Source organism: Flavobacterium sp. UBA4197 (assembly GCF_002379575.1).
In the GTDB taxonomy this organism is placed as follows: domain Bacteria; phylum Bacteroidota; class Bacteroidia; order Flavobacteriales; family Flavobacteriaceae; genus Flavobacterium; species Flavobacterium inviolabile.
This window is the reverse complement of sequence record NZ_DFUB01000015.1, coordinates 183,497-202,104: the sequence shown is the minus strand read 5'-3', so window position 1 is coordinate 202,104 and position 18,608 is coordinate 183,497. Positions and strand designations below refer to the sequence as shown.

Annotated in this window: 16 protein-coding genes; 6 read left to right on the top strand and 10 right to left on the bottom strand. The window is 39.7% G+C overall.

The window, feature by feature from the left end:
* Window positions 1-822, bottom strand: coding sequence for a dihydropteroate synthase (gene folP / locus B3394_RS08360; protein ID WP_286915106.1), 822 nt, complete (start codon window positions 820-822; stop codon window positions 1-3).
* Between the two features lie 111 nt (window positions 823-933).
* Between folP and B3394_RS08355 the strand changes: the two genes are divergently transcribed.
* The 6 genes from B3394_RS08355 to B3394_RS08330 all read left to right on the top strand — a co-directional run bounded on the left by B3394_RS08355 (window position 934) and on the right by B3394_RS08330 (window position 6,632).
* Window positions 934-1,476 (top strand): DUF1599 domain-containing protein, encoded by a 543-nt coding sequence (locus B3394_RS08355; RefSeq protein WP_286916013.1) that lies wholly within the window; start codon window positions 934-936, stop codon window positions 1,474-1,476.
* A gap of 61 nt (window positions 1,477-1,537) precedes the next feature.
* A complete protein-coding gene (locus tag B3394_RS08350; protein ID WP_286915101.1) occupies window positions 1,538-2,638 on the top strand; it encodes a BT_3928 family protein in 1,101 nt (366 codons plus the stop codon).
* Window positions 2,639-2,650: 12 nt separating this feature from the next.
* A complete protein-coding gene (locus B3394_RS08345; RefSeq protein ID WP_286915096.1) occupies window positions 2,651-3,727 on the top strand; it encodes an ABC transporter permease in 1,077 nt (358 codons plus the stop codon).
* A 60-nt stretch (window positions 3,728-3,787) separates the two neighbouring features.
* A complete protein-coding gene (locus B3394_RS08340) occupies window positions 3,788-4,288 on the top strand; it encodes a TlpA family protein disulfide reductase (protein WP_177735784.1) in 501 nt (166 codons plus the stop codon).
* Complete coding sequence (tpiA, locus tag B3394_RS08335; protein ID WP_273243803.1) at window positions 4,288-5,040, top strand: triose-phosphate isomerase; 753 nt, start codon at window positions 4,288-4,290, stop codon at window positions 5,038-5,040. Before B3394_RS08340 ends, tpiA begins: the two co-directional genes overlap by 1 nt.
* 149 nt (window positions 5,041-5,189) lie before the next feature.
* The gene (locus tag B3394_RS08330; protein ID WP_286915089.1) at window positions 5,190-6,632 is read left to right on the top strand and encodes a hypothetical protein; all 1,443 of its coding nucleotides are present in this window, start codon (window positions 5,190-5,192) and stop codon (window positions 6,630-6,632) included.
* Between the two features lie 105 nt (window positions 6,633-6,737).
* On the opposite strand, the gene B3394_RS08325 is transcribed toward B3394_RS08330, so the two are convergent.
* The 9 genes from B3394_RS08325 to asnB all read right to left on the bottom strand — a co-directional run bounded on the left by B3394_RS08325 (window position 6,738) and on the right by asnB (window position 18,440).
* The gene (locus tag B3394_RS08325; protein ID WP_286915085.1) at window positions 6,738-7,448 is read right to left on the bottom strand and encodes a hypothetical protein; all 711 of its coding nucleotides are present in this window, start codon (window positions 7,446-7,448) and stop codon (window positions 6,738-6,740) included.
* On the bottom strand, window positions 7,426-8,046 hold the full coding sequence (locus tag B3394_RS08320; RefSeq protein ID WP_286915084.1) for a hypothetical protein: 621 nt from the start codon (window positions 8,044-8,046) through the stop codon (window positions 7,426-7,428). The genes B3394_RS08325 and B3394_RS08320 overlap by 23 nt, the downstream gene beginning before the upstream one ends.
* Window positions 8,047-8,090: 44 nt before the next feature.
* A complete protein-coding gene (locus tag B3394_RS08315; RefSeq protein WP_286915077.1) occupies window positions 8,091-8,987 on the bottom strand; it encodes an ATP-grasp domain-containing protein in 897 nt (298 codons plus the stop codon).
* A gap of 209 nt (window positions 8,988-9,196) precedes the next feature.
* Window positions 9,197-9,592 (bottom strand): ExbD/TolR family protein, encoded by a 396-nt coding sequence (locus B3394_RS08310; protein ID WP_177735794.1) that lies wholly within the window; start codon window positions 9,590-9,592, stop codon window positions 9,197-9,199.
* The gene (locus B3394_RS08305) at window positions 9,592-10,296 is read right to left on the bottom strand and encodes a MotA/TolQ/ExbB proton channel family protein (protein WP_177735795.1); all 705 of its coding nucleotides are present in this window, start codon (window positions 10,294-10,296) and stop codon (window positions 9,592-9,594) included. Before B3394_RS08305 ends, B3394_RS08310 begins: the two co-directional genes overlap by 1 nt.
* A 178-nt stretch (window positions 10,297-10,474) precedes the next feature.
* Complete coding sequence (gene secDF, locus B3394_RS08300) at window positions 10,475-13,432, bottom strand: protein translocase subunit SecDF (RefSeq protein WP_286915075.1); 2,958 nt, start codon at window positions 13,430-13,432, stop codon at window positions 10,475-10,477.
* A 139-nt stretch (window positions 13,433-13,571) separates the two neighbouring features.
* Window positions 13,572-14,507 carry a malate dehydrogenase gene (mdh, locus tag B3394_RS08295; RefSeq protein WP_177735797.1) on the bottom strand — a complete coding sequence of 312 codons (936 nt, stop codon included), beginning with the start codon at window positions 14,505-14,507 and terminating at the stop codon, window positions 13,572-13,574.
* 152 nt (window positions 14,508-14,659) lie between these two features.
* Window positions 14,660-16,600, bottom strand: a complete 1,941-nt coding sequence (gene gyrB, locus B3394_RS08290) for a DNA topoisomerase (ATP-hydrolyzing) subunit B (protein WP_286915072.1) — start codon at window positions 16,598-16,600, stop codon at window positions 14,660-14,662.
* A gap of 220 nt (window positions 16,601-16,820) precedes the next feature.
* Complete coding sequence (gene asnB / locus B3394_RS08285) at window positions 16,821-18,440, bottom strand: asparagine synthase B (RefSeq protein WP_273243816.1); 1,620 nt, start codon at window positions 18,438-18,440, stop codon at window positions 16,821-16,823.
* Window positions 18,441-18,608 lie beyond the last annotated feature (168 nt).

The following is an 18,608-nucleotide window of genomic DNA, read 5'->3' as shown; positions in this document are numbered from 1 at the left end:
TTATTGTATTTTACCAACCAGTTGTATGCATTCCATTGCTTCTTTAACATCGTGAACCCTCAGAATTTTTGCTCCTTTCAGCAGGGAAACCGTATTCAAAACGGTGGTTCCGTTCAGTGATTCCGCAGGAGTAGTATCCAATGTTTTATAAATCATCGATTTCCGGGATATTGCCGATACTAAAGGTAATTCTAAAATCCGGAATAATTCCAGTTTTTGCAGTACTTCATAATTTTGTTCCACGGTCTTGGCAAAACCGAAACCGGGATCGATAATAATATCGTTTATACCCAGACTTCTGGCCCGGGCTATCCTTTCGGAAAAATACAGCAGCATTTCCTTAACAATATCGTTATACTCCGTTAGCGAATGCATCGTTTGCGGCGTACCCCGCATGTGCATCATGATATACGGAACCTGTAAGGCTGCCGCCGTTTCCAGCATTTTTTCGTCCAGCAAACCGCCGGATATATCGTTAATGATTGCAGCACCATGTGCCACACCTGCTTCGGCTACTTTAGCCCGGAAAGTATCTATCGAAAGTATTGCTTCCGGAAACCGGCTGGTAATTAAACGAACCACCGGAACAATACGGTCAATTTCTTCCTGTTCTGTCACAAAATTGGCATTCGGACGGGACGAATACGCACCGATATCAATAAACGTTGCGCCTTCAGTAAGCATTTTATCTACCTGATTTAAAAAATCAGCGTCGCTTTTATATTTTCCACCGTCAAAAAACGAATCGGGCGTACTGTTTAAAATCCCCATACATTTCGGGGAAGTCAAATCAATAAGTTTACCTTTACAGTTGATTGTCATTTAATTACAATTTGATTTCAGGAAAGAAAGGCCGTTCCGGATTTAGTATTTCCTTTCGTCTGAAAAAAATCCTTATTTTTGAAAAAATTATCATACAAAGATATACAGAAAATGAGCAATACTTCTCAGGAATTTGATAAGGTTATTACAATTTGCAGAAATCTATACAGCAATAAAATGAAAGATTACGGAAGTGCGTGGCGTATATTGCGTTTGCCTTCCCTGACCGATCAGATTTTTATTAAAGCCCAGCGAATCCGCAGTCTTCAGGAAAATGAGGTTCGAAAAGTCAATGAAGATGAAACCTCCGAATTTATCGGAATCATCAACTATTCGATTATGGCTTTGATTCAGCTGGATTTAGGCGTTGCCGACCAGCCGGATCTGGATATTGACAAAGCGGTTGTCCTGTATGATGAAAAAGTAAAGATCTGCAAAGAACTGATGGAAGCCAAAAATCACGATTATGGTGAAGCATGGCGCGATTTGCGGGTGAGCTCGTTAACCGATTTGATTTTACAGAAACTGCTGCGTGTGAAGCAGATTGAAGACAACAAAGGTAAAACACTGGTTTCCGAAGGTATTGATGCCAATTACCAGGACATGTTGAACTATGCTGTTTTTGCGTTAATCCATTTGGGAAAAGCAGCTTAAAACGGATGGCTTTACAATGCCTTCCAAATCCAACCGAATACACTAATTTTTAGATACCGTTATGAAATATTTAGTTTCCTTTTCACGCCTGTTCGTCGGCATTTTATTTATCATATCCGGCTTAATAAAACTAAACGACCCTATGGGGTTTTCCTTCAAGCTGGAAGAATATTTTGCTGAGAATGTCCTGAATATGCCTTTCCTGATTCCCTACGCTTTAATCATTGCCGTTTTTGTAGTGGTTTTTGAAGTGGTTCTGGGTGTCGCGCTGCTTCTGGGCTTTAAACCGAAATTTACCATGTGGAGTTTGCTGCTCATGATTGTCTTCTTTACTTTCCTGACCTTCTACTCTGCTTATTTCAACAAGGTAACCGATTGCGGTTGTTTTGGAGATGCCCTGAAACTGACACCGTGGGAATCCTTTACTAAAGATATTGTACTGTTAGTATTCATCCTGATTTTATTCTTTAACCAGAAACTGATCAAACCGCTGTTTAGCAGTACTGTTGGTGCACTAACCGTATTTGTGAGCTATTCGCTGTGTTTGTTTATGGGGTATTACGTACTGAACCATTTGCCGTTAAAAGATTTCAGAGCCTATAAAGTAGGAACCAACATTCAGAAAGGAATGGAAATTCCGGAAGGCGCTCCGCAATCAGTCTATGAAATGAATTTTGTATACAAAGTAAACGGAGCGGAACAGACTTTTACAGACAAACAGCTGATGAACCTGCCGGCTGGTGCCGAATTTGTTCGTCGTGACGATAAACTGATCTCTAAAGGATACGAGCCGCCTATTCACGATTTTTCCATTGAAAAAGACGGGGAGAATTTTACCGAAGCCATGCTGAACGAGCCAAAACTGATTATGTTTATTTCTTATGATCTGACCAAAGCAAATGCGGAAGGCTTAAAAAGAGTGGAAGCATTCTCTAAAGAAGCGGCAGCAAAAGGCTATAAAGTTATTGGTATGACTGCTTCAAATGATGAAACGATCCAAAAAGCAAAAGCCGATAACAAATTAACGTTTGACTATTATTTCTGTGACGGTACCGCTTTAAAAACGATTGAAAGAGCAAACCCGAGCATTGTTGTTCTCGAAAAAGGAACCATCGTACAGAAACTGCACTGGAATGACATTGCCGATGTTGTTTTGAAATAAAACAGCATTTACATGATACAATACCTGTTCCATAAAATCGGATATGCACTGTTAACACTTTTCGGAGTGATAACAGTCATATTCTTTTTATTCAATGTCCTGCCCGGCGATCCGGCACGAATGATGCTCGATCAGAATGAAAATTCAGAGCAGCTGGCGCTGGTTAAAAAGAAATACGGTTTCAACAAACCGGTTGGAACACAATACCTTTACTACCTGAACGACTTGTCCCCCATTTCGTTTCACAGCAAAAACAGCGATGAGTACACCTTCCTTTCCGAAGGAAAATACAATGCTGTTTCCCTGTTTGCCATTGGCAGCAACCAGGTGGTTTTAAAAACCCCTTATTTAAGGGAAAGTTTCCAGAAAAGCGGTAAGAAAGTATCGCAGGTTATCGGAGATACCCTGCCCAATACGGCAGTTCTGGCTTTCTTTGCCATTGTGATCGCGATTGTTATCGGGATCATACTGGGTGTGGTTTCCGCCATTTATAAAGATACCTGGCTGGATCGTTTTATTGCTTTGGTGAGCACTTTAGGAATGAGTATTCCTTCTTTTTTCAGTGCTATCTTATTTGCCTGGTTTTTTGGTTTTCTGCTGCACCGTTATACGCATTTAAACATGACCGGAAGCCTATATGAAGTAGACGATTTTGGAAACGGAACTTATATTCAGTGGAAAAACATTATACTGCCGGCTGTTGTTTTAGGAATCCGCCCTTTGGGTGTTGTGATTCAGCTGATGCGAAACTCTTTACTGGAAGTCATGAGCCAGGATTACATCCGTACCGCCCGTGCCAAAGGTTTAAGTGAAATCCGCATTATCCGGAAACACGCGCTGAAAAACGCTTTAAATCCGGTGGTTACCGCTATATCCGGCTGGTTTGCCTCCATGTTGGCCGGAGCCGTTTTTGTCGAATATATCTTCGGATGGAACGGCCTTGGAAAAGAAATTGTTGATGCCTTGAATACCCTGGATTTACCGGTAATTATGGGCGCTGTTCTGGTTATTGCGGCAACTTTTGTCGTGATCAATATCCTGGTAGACATCATTTATGCTTATCTGGATCCGAAAATCAAATTACAATAACATTTTCTTCACATAAGATTTTATACTTTTATAGCTGAAATAAATTTTAAACCCCATTTTATGAGAAACATAATTGCCTTCGTTTTAACTTTGTTTATGACAATTGGCTGTACCAATGCACAAACACCGAAAGAATTCTCCAAAGAGAGTCTGGATTACAAAATGGTTACCCCGGAGGGTAGCGAGATCAGCTTTAAAGATGTTTTAAAGAAATACAAAGGCAAAACCGTAGTGGTTGACGTTTGGGCTTCCTGGTGCCCGGACTGTATTAAAGGCATGCCGAAAGTGGTGAACCTACAAAATGAATTTACAGATGTAGTGTACCTTTTCATTTCTGCCGATAAAACACCGGAAGCCTGGAAAAAAGGTATTGAAAAATACAATGTAAAAGGAGAACACTACCTCTTAACCGACGGTATGAAAGGTGCTTTTGGCAAATCGATAAAACTGGACTGGATTCCCCGCTATATGGTAGTGGACAAAAAAGGAAAAATTGCGTTATTCAAAGCTATTGAAGCTGACGATGAAACGCTGATTACGACATTAAAAACTTTAAAATAATGAGACATAGTATTGTTGCAGGAAACTGGAAAATGCACAAAAATGCATTTGAAACCGAAGACTTATTAAACGAATTAATCGACAAACTTCCTGCTGATAAAGAGGTAGAGATTATTGTTGCGCCAACGTTTGTAAACCTGGCTTCGGCCGTGCAACATTTAGAATTCACCAATATTGGCGTGGCTGCACAAAACATGCACCAGGCAGAAGGCGGTGCTTTTACCGGCGAAATTTCTGCCGACATGTTAAAAAGCATCGGTGTGAGCACCGTGATACTGGGGCACTCCGAAAGACGTGCTTATTTCCATGAAACGGATGCGTTATTAGCCAATAAAGCCGATACAGCCTTAAAACACGACATGCGTATTATTTTTTGTTTTGGAGAAGAACTAAAAGACCGCCAAAGCAAACAGCATTTCAATATTGTTGAAAACCAGCTGAAAGACGGTTTGTTCCATCTGGATGCCAAAGCCTGGGAAAACATTGTGCTGGCTTATGAGCCGGTTTGGGCTATCGGAACCGGAGAAACAGCAACACCGGATCAGGCTCAGGAAATGCACCAGTTTATCCGTCAGACCATAGCCGACAAATACGGTAAGGAAGTGGCAGAAAACGTATCTATTTTGTACGGTGGCAGCGTTAAACCTGAAAATGCAAAAGAAATTTTCTCAAAACCGGACGTAGACGGCGGACTGATTGGCGGTGCGGCATTAAAAGCTGACGATTTTGCAGCGATAGCCGGCGCGGTATAAAGGCCACTCAAAATACAATATTAAAAAACACTCGTTATTCGCGAGTGTTTTTTTTCGTTATTTCTACATATAAATCAATATGTTATGAAATTTTATATCCTATATTTGGTGCTTTAGTTATTATCCTCAATTAATCCTAAAATCCAAACATGAAAAAAATTATTCTTCTCCTTCTTTTATGCCCCCTGATTTCTTTTTCCCAAAAGATCAAAACAAAAAAAGACCGTGTTCTGATTGATGAAAAAGAAGTTGCCATCCTGAAAGATCAGGTTCGTGACCAGTATGAATTATTCGACTTAAACGGCGCAAAACAATTTACCGTGGAATACAAAGGCATGTCGGAAGGGCAAACCATTATCAACCAATGGCTGCTTGTTACTTCTGCCGACGGTTCCCAGCAAACAGAAATCCCTTATGAGGTACTGATCAATTCGTTGAGCCCAACGAAAATAGTACTGCATTTACTAACTGTTAAATACGGTTTATTTGACGCTAACGGTTTCAACAAACAAAAAATAGAGGCTTTCTTTGCCACGAAAAGAGAAAGCATCAGCGATAAATCCCTGAAAGCAAAAGTAGAAGCGGTGGCTTCCAAAAAAGACAAACAGGATAAAATAGCCCGATACAAACCTTTTGTTAAAAACGACGGTACGATCCTTTTTGGCGGAACAGCCGGTACCACTATTGTAGGAAAAGCAATTTCGTCTGGCTATACCGCTTTTGGCAGCAATAACACCATCAGCATTTACGATCTGGACAACGTTCTGGTGGCGACGGCTAATGCTACCGGTAATGCCAATAATGATGTAAACGTAACCCTGTTTAACGACAGTAAGTTTACCTATCAGGCAGAAAAGCGTTTTGGACCCGATAATACCATTTTCATCAAAGACCTTGTAGGCGAACTGGTTTACCGCGATATTACTTTAGGACATCAGGCGAAAACCTACAACCGCAACCTGATGAATGAAAAAATAAAGCTGGCGAAAGACAGAAGTAAAAACATTTACAACGTGAAAGGTTATGCCATTGATGAAAAAGGGGTAAAATACAGCGGTACGTTAACCGCCCAGTTTGAAAAACTGGATATTAACCAGACCGGCGATACCCAGGTAGTAGATGCTATTGACAATTATGGTAAAAACGTTTCGGTTAAATACCTGAATGAAAAAGGAAAAGAGCGTACCATTACCCTATCGGCAAAAGACAACACTACTTTTTATGTTATCAATGAAGACGGTACTGAAACCCGTTACCAGGGCATGAAAGTAAAAGGGGATGCCATGAAAAAGTTATCGAATGCGATGTCATTGGGTTTTAACAATGCTTATTTCTACAAAACGTTATACACCAGTAAAGACAACACTCTTTTGGTGGATCCGGTTGAAGAAGACCGTTTTGTAATCCGGTTAAAGAACAAGGATGTGGGCCAGATGATCGACAAAAGAAACAACGATAAATTGTCGACAGAACTGGCAGAATACCTGTCCGGTTGTAAAAAGTTAGCTGCAGAGATTAAAAATGGTGCTTTTGATTTGAAAAACACAGAAAATCTTATTAATATTGTTAACGAATACAATGATTGCAAATAAAAAATTAACACCCTCCTGAAAAACGCCCGTAAATACGGGCGTTTTTTATTAAAAATACAATTTCATTTATCGGAATTTCAGAAAACAAAAACCCTCGTTCCCTATTTATTCTGAGAAAAGGAAGAACGGTTTTTCAAAAGGGTTTTTCATCTGAAAATCTGCCGGTGGCAATGCGGCTTCCTTTTTTGTTTTATACAAGGCTATATTTTTTAGTGTAACGGCACCGTTAACCGCAAAACCAAATTTCCCTCCTGTTTTAAGAATCGCAGCCGTATCGGTATACACTATTACCGCTTCGTTATTAAGCCATACAAACAGCTGGTTTCCGGCTTTTTGAATTTTCCAGTCCAGCCAGCGGTATTCCATCAGGAATTTCATCTTGGGAAGTTTCCCGATATTTCCGGTACTTTCGATATATCGTGTTGCAGGATGCTTATACAGCGAACGATCTTCTATCGCTACCCGGTCTTCAAGCTGGTTTAACAATATCCCCACATATTTTTCTTCGTGAAGGTTGGCAATCACTTCAAATAAATAGGCATTTGGATCGACTAAGGTCGAAAAGGTCAGGATATAATTCTCAGGTAGTGTTTTATTGCTGACCAGTATTGCCCACTCTTTGTTTCGGTTTCCGATAACCGTCCCTTCTTTAACCTGCCAATCGCCATTTACTGTATTCCATTTTTTGCTAAGCTGCTGCTTTGTGAAGTTTTCCTGAAACACACTTCTGGTTTGTGCTCCGGTATTCTGTAAACCGGTAATCGCGAGTATCCAAAACAACAGGACGGTAATTTTATTGCTGCTTTTCATTTTCATTGGGTATTGTTTTTACCGGCCTGAGCAGGTATTTTTCCGCAAATGCGGTAATATCAAAATCTTTAAAGCTCAGGGTGCCGCATTGTGTTTTAAAGATATTACCGACTTCCGGTGAGTAGAACCGCTCCAGGTATAACATTCCGTCATTTTGATCCGGGCTGAAAACAGCAAAAAACTGGCCTTTATTGAATACGTTGTAATAGATAACGATATCCTGATCCATACTCATTACGCCGCCTTCATTCGTTCCGCCAAAAGACGGCATCGGACGGTATTCCCTGTTAAACATCTTGTCGTTGTTTGCAATTTCTTTCAGTGCTCCGTTTACGCGCTGTAACAACAGTGCTTTGGCCCCGCCTCCTTCCCTGACCTGTATGGACAGGTAGTAATCCTGAAAACCACGCGGTGCATATCTCAGATAGGAAAGTCCAACATAACCTTTTGCAATATGCCTGTCAAGTATTGTTTTTGTATTTTCCTGTCCTAGTGTTTTATTCGCCGTAACCAAAAGCATCACTACCAGCAATAGTTGTATTGCAGTGCTTGAAAACACTGCCGGAACGGTAAAAAAGCTGTTCCCGATTATTTCCTTCCTCATTATTATTCCTTTCCTTTTACTATAATTTAGACTGTGAGCAACTACTATAACAATGCCATTAGCGCTTCATAATACAGTGCTAAGCCTTCCGGATGTTTTTCCAGAAACAGGAACGGTTCGATCAGTTCCAATTCCATTAACAAAAAGGTTCCGTTTGCAATAATACCATCCACCCGGGCATACAGGCATCCTTTTGCAAATTTATCGACATATAGCTGTGCCGTTTCAATATACTGTTTATCGATTGCTTCGTCATGGATCGTGCCCCCATAATAATGCTGTATCCTGAAGTCGCCCGACTTTGGTTTTTTTACAATACAATGGCTGTATTTTCCGTTAAAGAACAAAAAGGACCACTCGCCTTCCGTCTGGATTTCTTTCATAAAAGGCTGCGCAATAAAAGCTTCCGCCGCTAACAGGGCATGACCGTCTTTCTGGATCGACGCACAATTTTCCGGAGTAATCACCATCGTATTTTTCGCTCCGGCACTGATGCAGGGTTTGAAGATAATTTTATCACTGTTGAAGTGTCTGAAAAACATTTCAAAATCCGGTTTTTCTCCTTTTTCTATAAAAAGAGACGGAATAACGCCGAGCCCGGCCGCTGCAATATCATTCAGATAATGTTTGTCGCTATTCCATTTTACAACGGTATACGGATTGAGTATTTGTATGCCAAGGTTGTGCAACCGGTCCAGCCAGGCTGTAAATTCCCGGATCTTGTCGTGATAGTCCCAGGGCGCTTTCAGAATAACCGTTTTATAATCTGCCCAATTCACCTTAGAATCGGTCCATATTTCGCGGGTAATGTCCAGCCCTTTTTCCTGCAGATAGTGTAATAAAAGTGTGTCTTCATCTGCAACATCTGCCGTTATATAGCGTTGCTGAATTTCATAACAAACGTAAGCTATTTTCATATTGTCTTCCTTAATAGTAAGCATTAAACGGAGTATTGTATGGTTTTAAACACTGCCATACGGCTACCTGTCTCCACCTATAAAGTTCTGACATTTTTTGCTATTTTATACGTTTTTTTCTATAAAAAAGCGGTTTCCGGATATGCATTTAACGGAAGCGGTTTCCGGTTCTGTAACAGAAAAAAAAGGATACCATTCTAAAATAAAAAAATCCCGTTTAAACGGGATTTTCTTTAGCTTTTTGCTGTGGCAATTACAAATTTGAGTTTGTTCCGCACACCTATCTGTAACAAGTCCACCAGGTCCTGAACCTGTAAATTATACGGTATTCTTACTACTATGGTCTGTTCTTTCTGTGTACCAAGCTTTTCCAGCAGCTTTGTTTCCAGTTCCTCAAACGGCACTTCCTGTTTGTCTACAAAATAGTGCTTGTCTTCGGTTACGGAAAGGCTGATAAACTGCTTGTTCGTTGTTTCTTTTGCTTCTGCTTTGGGCAGCATCAGATTGATAACATTCGGATTTGCCAAAGTGGAGATAATCAAAAAGAACAACAGTAAAAAGAACATAATATCACTCAAAGCAGAGGAAGCTACTTCGGCGTGAAAACGTCTGTTTCTTTTAATTCTCATTATTTATTCGGCTGTTGAATTATATTAATAAACTCTAATCCCTGACGTTGTACATTTAATGAAAAATGGTCGATCATCATATTGAAAAAGTGATAGGCTGCATACGCAATAACCCCAACAATTAATCCTAAACCACTACTGATCATTTTTTCATATAAACCACCTGAAATATTACCAATACTGATATTTTCAGTAATGGAGATCGTATAGAAAATTTTAATTACCCCGGAAATCGTTCCGATAAATCCTAAGATTGGTGCAATACCGGCTACAATACCCAGGTATCCTAATTTCTTTTCCATCAACCCCATTTCAATATTGGCGCTTTTTTCAATGGCCAGATCTATTTCATTAATCGGACGCCCGATAGTGTTCACCCCATTCTTAAGAACGGTTCCGTAGGCTGTATTTGATTTTTCACAGATCATCGCTGCCGACTGTATATTACCGGAGTTCAGCTGGTATTTTAATTCATTAAGCAACGAATTGTCCATTTTGGTTTGCTTCTTAATGTATAAATATCGTTCGATGATGATATAAAGTGTCAGGAAGAAAAGAATGAAAATGGGAAGTACCATGACCCCGCCTTTCATGATCAGCTGGAAAAAATTAACCGATTCAACCGCTGTATTGGCTACTACTGGTTCATTTACAACTGGTTCGGCGGAAACAGGATTAGCTTGCAATAAAAAATTAAAAATCATGTTTTATAAGTCGTTTTATTTGGGTTAAATATAAGTATTTGCTTTTTAAAATAGCAACTACTATACCATAAATAACGAAATTTAATGCCAAAGCGTATTTTTCCGTTTAAAAAATTTCACATACAAAAAGAGCCCGTATAAAACGGGCTCTTCTATTATTGATAAACGGAATACGTTATTATTCTTCCGTTTTGTTGTGACGAACTTCAATTTCTTCTCTTTCTCTCTTCGTAACCGTATCACAAAGAACCGGTGTAGCGATGAATAATGAAGAATAAGTACCCACTGTAATACCTACTAACATTGCAAAGATAAATCCACGGATTGACTCACCTCCGAAGATGAACATGATTAACAATACCAAGATCATTGTTAAAGATGTATTGATTGTTCTGGACAATGTAGTATTAATAGAGGTATTTACGATATCGTTGAAATGTCCTTTCGTATTACCTGCAATATACTCACGTACCCTGTCGAATACAATTACGGTATCGTTCATCGAGTATCCGATTACTGTTAGAATCGCAGCGATAAAGTGCTGGTCCATTTCCATGTGGAATGGCATGAATTTATAACAGAAAGAGTAGATACCCAATACGAAGATAACGTCGTGTGCTACCGCTGCAATAGCTCCTAATGAGTACTGCCATTTTCTAAAGGAAACCATTAAGTAAAGGAATACAATTGCCATTGATCCTAAAACTGCCCAGTAAGAGTTTGTTTTAATATCGTCTGAAACTGCCGCACTCACTTTTGAAGCCTGTAATACCCCGATTTTCTTACCGTCGAAAGTATTGATGAATTTGTCATACGTTAAGTCCTGAGAATAGTATTTCTTCAAGGCGTTGTATAATTTTTCATTTACTTCTTTATCAACTTCAGAACCGGTTTCCTGTACTTTATATTTCGTTGTAATTTTCAGCTGATTTGCATCACCGAATACTTTTGCTTCCGCACTACCAAAAACTTCTTCTTTCGATAAAGCATCCGCAATTTCAGAAGGCTCAATTACTTTTTCAAATTTAACCTGGAATGTTCTACCTCCTACGAAGTCAACACCTTCATCCAATCCGTTAATCGCGAACGACACACAGCTTAATACTACTACTAAACCAGAGAATAAATACGTCCATTTTTTAATTCCTAAGAAATCGAAATGGAAGTTTGTAAACCAGTTTTTAGTAATTGATGTTGAGAAATGCAATTTATCACCTCGGCTAACGCTCCAGTCTAATAACATTCTTGTAATGAAGATCGACGTAAATAATGAGGTAATAATACCAATTAATAATGTTGTAGCAAATCCTTTAATAGGTCCTGTTCCAAAAATCAATAGTACTAAACCGGTAAGGATGTGTGTAACGTTTGCATCGGTAATAGACGACATTGCTCCTCTCCATGTGAATGAGAACCGAACGGCTTCATCTAACGATTTTCCAAGCCTTAATTCTTCTTTTGCTCTTTCATAGATAATGATGTTCGCATCCACTGCCGTACCCATCGTTAATACGATACCTGCAATACCCGGTAAGGTTAATACCGCACCTAAGCTTGCTAAAATTCCGAATAAGAACAATAAGTTAACGATCAACGCGATGTTTGCAAACCAACCTGCTTTTCCATAATAGAATACCATCCATAGGGATACTAATAATAAACCTACTAATGATGATGTAATACCGTTATCGATAGCTTCCTGTCCTAATGACGGACCTACCACTTCTGATTGTACAATTTCTGCAGAAGCCGGTAATTTACCTGCTCTTAAAATGTTTGCTAAGTCTTTTGTCTCAGCTACGTCGAATACACCTGAAATTTCAGAACGTCCTCCTGCAATTGGTCCTGAAGATACTCCCGGAGCAGAATAAACGATGTTATCTAAAACAATAGCAATATTACTTTGTTGTGTATATGCTTTTCCTGTTAGTTCTTCCCATTTTCTTGCACCGGTTGCATTCATCTGCATTGTTACAGACGGACGACCCATCTGGTCAAATGATTCTCTTGCATCCGTAATAACACCACCACTCATTGGAGGAATACCTTCTCTGTTTGCTTTTAAAGCATACAATTCAATTACGTTTGGTGATTTAGGATTTAATTTACCCCATGCAAAACGAACATAACGTTGCTCTGCCGGTAATAAAGAACGGATATCATCTCTTTTTAAATAAGAGTTGATTTTTGCAGTATCTTTAGGATTAAAGTAAGCCAATACCGGGCTTCCCTGTTGTCCTCCACCTACAGCCAAATCCAATAAAGGATTGTTTCCTTTTTTAGCTGCTGCAGAATCTTTTGCTTTATTGGTTAACAATGAATCGATATCTGAAGTTTTTGGTGCTTCTTTCGTTTCAACTGTTGCTTTTTCTGTTTTTTTCAGTACTTCATTAGCTGCTAAAAGGAAGTTTCCGATTTCGTCAGACTTGTATGTTTCCCAAAATTCTAATTGTGCAGTACTTTGTAATAATTTCTTAATACGATCTACATCTTTTGCTCCCGGAAGCTCTACTAAGATTCTTCCAGATTCTCCTAATTTCTGGATATTAGGCTGTGTTACTCCAAATTTGTCGATACGCTCTCTTAATACTCTAAAAGCACTTTCTACAGACTCGTCAACTTTTTTTCTAAATACTGTTTTCACCTGAGCGTCGGACATATCAAATTTGATTACATCACTTAAATTTCTGTTTCCAAAAATTTCCGGTGAAGCCAATTTTGTTGTTCCGTTTGCCTCTTTGTCAAAAGCAACGAAGAAAGCATCCAGATAACTTTGGTTTCCTTCTCTGTTTTTAGTTGCTTCAGCAATCGCTTTATTGAAAACTGGATTTTTTGAATTATTCGCCAATCCTTTCAATACGTCTTTAACTGAAATTTGAAGAATTACGTTAATTCCTCCTTCAAGGTCAAGACCTTTGTTAATTTGTTTAGCTCTTACTTCATCAAAAGTATGACCTAAAAAAACTTTTTCTTTACTAATAGAATCAAGGTAAGACAATTCTTTCTTAGAATCGCCATTAGCAAACGCCTTAGCCTTGCTCTCGATATTATTGGTAACAAATGTGAAGGAAAGTTGGTAAATACTTACCAATGCAAAAAGTATTGCAAAAAATTTAATGAGTCCTTTATTCTGCATTATTACTAAAAATTAATTATTCATTTTTTTCAAAAACGAGCAAATATATAATTTACCAAAAGATTAACCAATTAATTTGCTAATATTATCAAAAAAAAAGACTGCTTTCGGCAGCCTTTCGGTATTTATGAATGAATGTTTATACTAAAACTGATTTTAAATCGGCGTTCATCGCACGAACCGCATCGGCACTCTTGGCAAAAAGTGCTTTTTCGGCATCATTTAATGCGATATTCACAATTTCTTCTACACCGTTTTTACCGATGATACACGGAACACCGATGCAAATATCCTGCTGACCGTATTCTCCTTCCAGGTATACCGAACAAGGAATCATTCGCTTCTGATCATTCAGAATACTGTCTACTAAGAAGGCTACAGAAGCTCCCGGTGCATACCAGGCAGATGTTCCCAGCAACCCTGTTAAAGTCGCTCCGCCTACCATAGTATCGGCCGCAACTTTATCCAGCACATCCTGAGCTAAAAAGTCGGAAACCGGGCTACCGTTGTAAGAAGCCAGACGGGTTAACGGAATCATCGTCGTATCACCGTGACCACCTATTACCATACCCTGAACGTCATTTGACGGCTTGTCCAAAGCTTTGGACAAATAATATTTAAAACGGGAACTATCCAGCGCACCACCCATACCAATGATTCTGTTTTTTGGCAATCCGGTAGCTTTCAGCGTTAAATAGGTCATCGTATCCATAGGATTGGAAACCACTACAATAATGGTATCCGGAGAATATTTCAGTACATTTTCCGCAACCGATTTTACAATCCCTGCATTAATCCCGATTAATTCCTCACGGGTCATTCCTGGTTTTCTGGGAATTCCCGAAGTAATCACCACAACATCACTTCCTGCTGTCTTCGAATAATCGTTTGTACTTCCTGAAACTTTTGTATTAAATCCTGTTGTTGTGGCGCATTGCATGATATCCATCGCTTTACCTTCGGCAAAACCTTCTTTGATATCCAAAAGAACCACTTCGCTTGCAATTCCTCTATAAGAGATAACGTCCGCACAAGTCGCTCCTACATTACCTGCGCCCACTATTGTTACTTTCATAATATTCTAAATAAGTATTAAATTAATATGTTTTTATTGAGAAAACCAATATACAAATTTTATGTACGCAAAACACATAACCCCAAAAAAATACCGGTTTTTTTAAACAAAAAAGGATGTCATTTTCTGACACCCTTTTTTCTATTCTTTCACTAAGCATCAATCTTAGCGTAAACTGCATTTTTCTCAATAAATTCTCTACGAGGCGGTACTTCATCACCCATCAGCATCGAGAAAACCCTATCGGCTTCCGCCAGACTGTCAATAGATACCTGACGCAGCGTACGGAATTCCGGATTCATGGTTGTTTCCCATAACTGCTCCGCGTTCATCTCTCCAAGACCTTTATAACGCTGGATATTGGTTCCACCGTTCATTCTTTCTGAAATTTCATCACGCTGTGCATCCGTCCACGCATATTCTTTTTTGGTTCCTTTTTTCACCATATATAAAGGTGGGGTAGCAATATATACATAACCGTTTTCGATAAGCTCCTTCATATAACGGAAGAAGAACGTTAAAATAAGTGTAGAAATGTGGCTACCATCAACGTCGGCATCACACATGATCACTACTTTATGGTAACGTAATTTTTCAAGGTTCAACGCTTTACTGTCTTCAGCAGTACCAATGGTCACCCCTAAAGCGGTAAAGATATTTCGGATCTCTTCGTTTTCAAATACTTTGTGATGCATTGCTTTTTCAACGTTCAGAATCTTACCACGCAATGGTAAAATCGCCTGGAAAGCACGGTCACGACCTTGTTTTGCCGTTCCACCCGCCGAGTCTCCCTCGACAAGGAATACTTCACATTTTGCCGGATCCTGCTCAGAACAGTCGGATAATTTACCCGGTAATCCGCCACCGCCCATAACGGTTTTACGCTGCACCATTTCACGTGCTTTTTTAGCAGCATGACGTGCCTGTGCAGCCAAAATTACCTTCTGAACAATTATTTTCGCATCATTAGGATTTTCTTCAAGATAGTTTTCCAGCATTTCTGCCACCGCCTGACTTACCGGCGAAACCACTTCCCTGTTTCCTAATTTTGTTTTGGTCTGTCCCTCAAACTGAGGTTCCGAAACTTTAACCGATACAATTGCCGTTAATCCTTCACGGAAATCATCCCCGGAAATTTCGAATTTTAATTTTTCTAATAATCCGGATGCATCTGCATATTTTTTAAGGGTTCTTGTCAAACCGCTTCTAAATCCCTGTAAGTGCGTTCCTCCTTCGTGTGTATTGATATTATTCACGTAAGAGAAAATGTTTTCAGAATAGCTGTTGTTGTAAATCAGCGCCACCTCAACCGGAACTTCTCCCTTATCGGTTTCCATACTGATCACATGCCCGATAATAGGCTCTCTGTTACCATCTAAAAACTTAACAAACTCTTTTAAACCTTCTTTGGAATGAAACGTTTCTCCGGCAAAATTTCCGTCTTTATCCGTTTCTCTTCTGTCAGTAAGTGTGATTGTGATTCCTTTGTTCAGGAAAGACAATTCACGCATACGTGCCGCCAAAGTATCATAAGAGTACTCTATTGTTTGTGTAAAAATGGTTCTGTCCGGTTTGAAGGTAACGATAGTACCTCTTTTTTCGGTTTCCCCTATTTGTTTAACCGGGTAAACGGCTTTACCTCTTTCGTATTCTTGCTCGTATATTTTTCCTTCTCTGTGAACAGTCGCACGCAAATGGTCGGATAATGCGTTAACACACGATACCCCAACCCCGTGTAAACCTCCGGAAACTTTATAGGAATCTTTATCAAATTTACCTCCTGCACCGATTTTCGTCATGACAACTTCCAATGCAGAAACACCTTCTTTCTTATGAATATCAACCGGAATACCACGACCGTTATCTTCAACGGTAACGGAATTATCTTCGTTAATGGTTACGTGTATAGTATCACAATGTCCAGCTAATGCCTCATCGATCGAGTTATCCACAACCTCATAAACCAAGTGGTGAAGACCTCTCGTTCCTACATCGCCAATATACATTGAGGGACGCATTCTAACGTGCTCCATCCCCTCAAGGGCCTGAATACTGTCTGCTGAATAATTGTTTTTCTTTACTTCTTCGCTCATAATTTATTTTCTAAAAAATGTAATTTTTCGTCTAACGAGCAAATATATGAAAACGCAGAGGATAATACACTAAAAATAACCCACATTAGGGTGTAAGTTATCAACAAAAAGGGTTTATAATCCTTAAAAAAGTCCTGTATTCCGCAATTCCCGAAATAAAAAAAACGCCGGCAAATTACCGGCGTTTTTCAAACAAACAAACTAATCACATATGAAAAGATCATACTTCGGCTTTTACCGTTGCAATCGTAGGATCGGCTTTAACGTGAGCGGTATTCGCCCGTCCGCTCGGATCCTGATTTTCCTGCCATTTCGGTATCCATTTACGAACTGTTTTGGCAGCACTTGCCTGAGGGAAATGCTTGTGAAAAATGGTTCTGTAGAAATACGCTTCTTTGGTGGCCGGTGTGTTGTGCGGAAACAATTCCGCGGCTTTTTCCATTTCCTGATCGGTTACCCGGGCAGAACCGTAAGCAATCAGCTTATCGATCCAGTTGTAGCCCACCCCGTCTGAAAACTGTTCTTTCTGACGCCATAAAACACTTTCCGGCAGATATGGTTTTTCAGGAGTATCAAAGGCTTTTCGCAAAATGTATTTTTCAACACCGCCATAGGTCGCCGGTTGTTTTTCTTCCGGTTTTATTTTGATGGCAAGGTTTAAAAAGGCTTTGTCTAAAAACGGCACTCTCGCTTCCAGTCCGTGTGCCATGGTCGACTTATCCGCTCTCAGCAAATCGGCAGTAGCCAGTTTCTGAACTCTTTCAATCGTTTCTTTCTGAAAATCCACAGCCGAAGGCGCGTTCCTGAAATACAGGTAGCCGCCAAAAATCTCATCGGCTCCTTCTCCTGACAGCACTACTTTAATCCCTTTTTCGGTTATGGCTCTGGAAAGAAAATACATAGGCGTACTGGCTCTGATGGAGGTCACATCATACGTTTCCAGATGCCAGATCAGAGTATCCAGTATTTCAATTCCTTCTTCTATGGTAAAATAGATTTCATGGTGTTCGGTTCCGAGGTATTCCGCTACCGCTCTTGCTGCAATTACATCGGGCGCATCGGCATCCAGCCCGATTGAAAACGAATGCAGTTTTTGTCCGCCGGCTTCCTGTATCAGCCGGGAAGCGATGGATGATGTCAGCGAGGAATCCAAGCCTCCGGAAAGCAATACACCTATCGGCACATCACTCATCAGTCTTTTTCGAACGGCTTCCGTCAGTGTTTCGCGGATTGCTTTTAAATCCAGTTTTTCAACCGCTTTGGTATGGTCTTCCCATTGCGGCTGGTAGTATTTTACAAACCCGGTTTTAGGGGAATAATAATGTCCCGGCGGAAAGGCGGCAAACGACTTGCACTGGTCTGCCAATGCTTTCATTTCGGAAGCAAAATAGATCGCTCCGTGTGCATCAATCCCGTAATATAACGGCTTTACGCCCAGCGGATCACGCCCGGCTATAAAATCATCGCCATCAATAACCACAAAGGCAAAAATTCCGTCAAGCATATCGCAAAATTCATAGCCGTATTCTTCATAAAGATGTACAATCACTTCCGAGTCGGAAGTTGTGCGGAAAGTATGGTGTTTTAAAACAGTATCACGCAGTTTCTGGTGATTATAGATTTCCCCGTTGTGAACCATCCACGCCGAACCGGTTCCCTGAATGGGTTGTTTTCCGGTATGTAAATCGACAATCGACAAACGCTCATGACTTAAAAAATGCCCTTTTTCGGTAAGGTGTAAATCACTTTCATCCGGTCCGCGATGGGACATTCTTTTCGACAATTGCTTTACCAATGCCGCTTCTGTCCCTTTTCCTATAACTGCTAATATCCCGCACATAACTTTATCTTTAATTGGTTATTATTACGAAACAAAATTGCCTTTATTAGTTTTAATTAAAAAGTAAAAACAATTATATAGTTATAATTTAAAACCAAAATAAGGTATTTAGAGTTAAATCAAAACATAAAGCTTTCTTTACAGCATGTTTTGATTATAGATTATAAT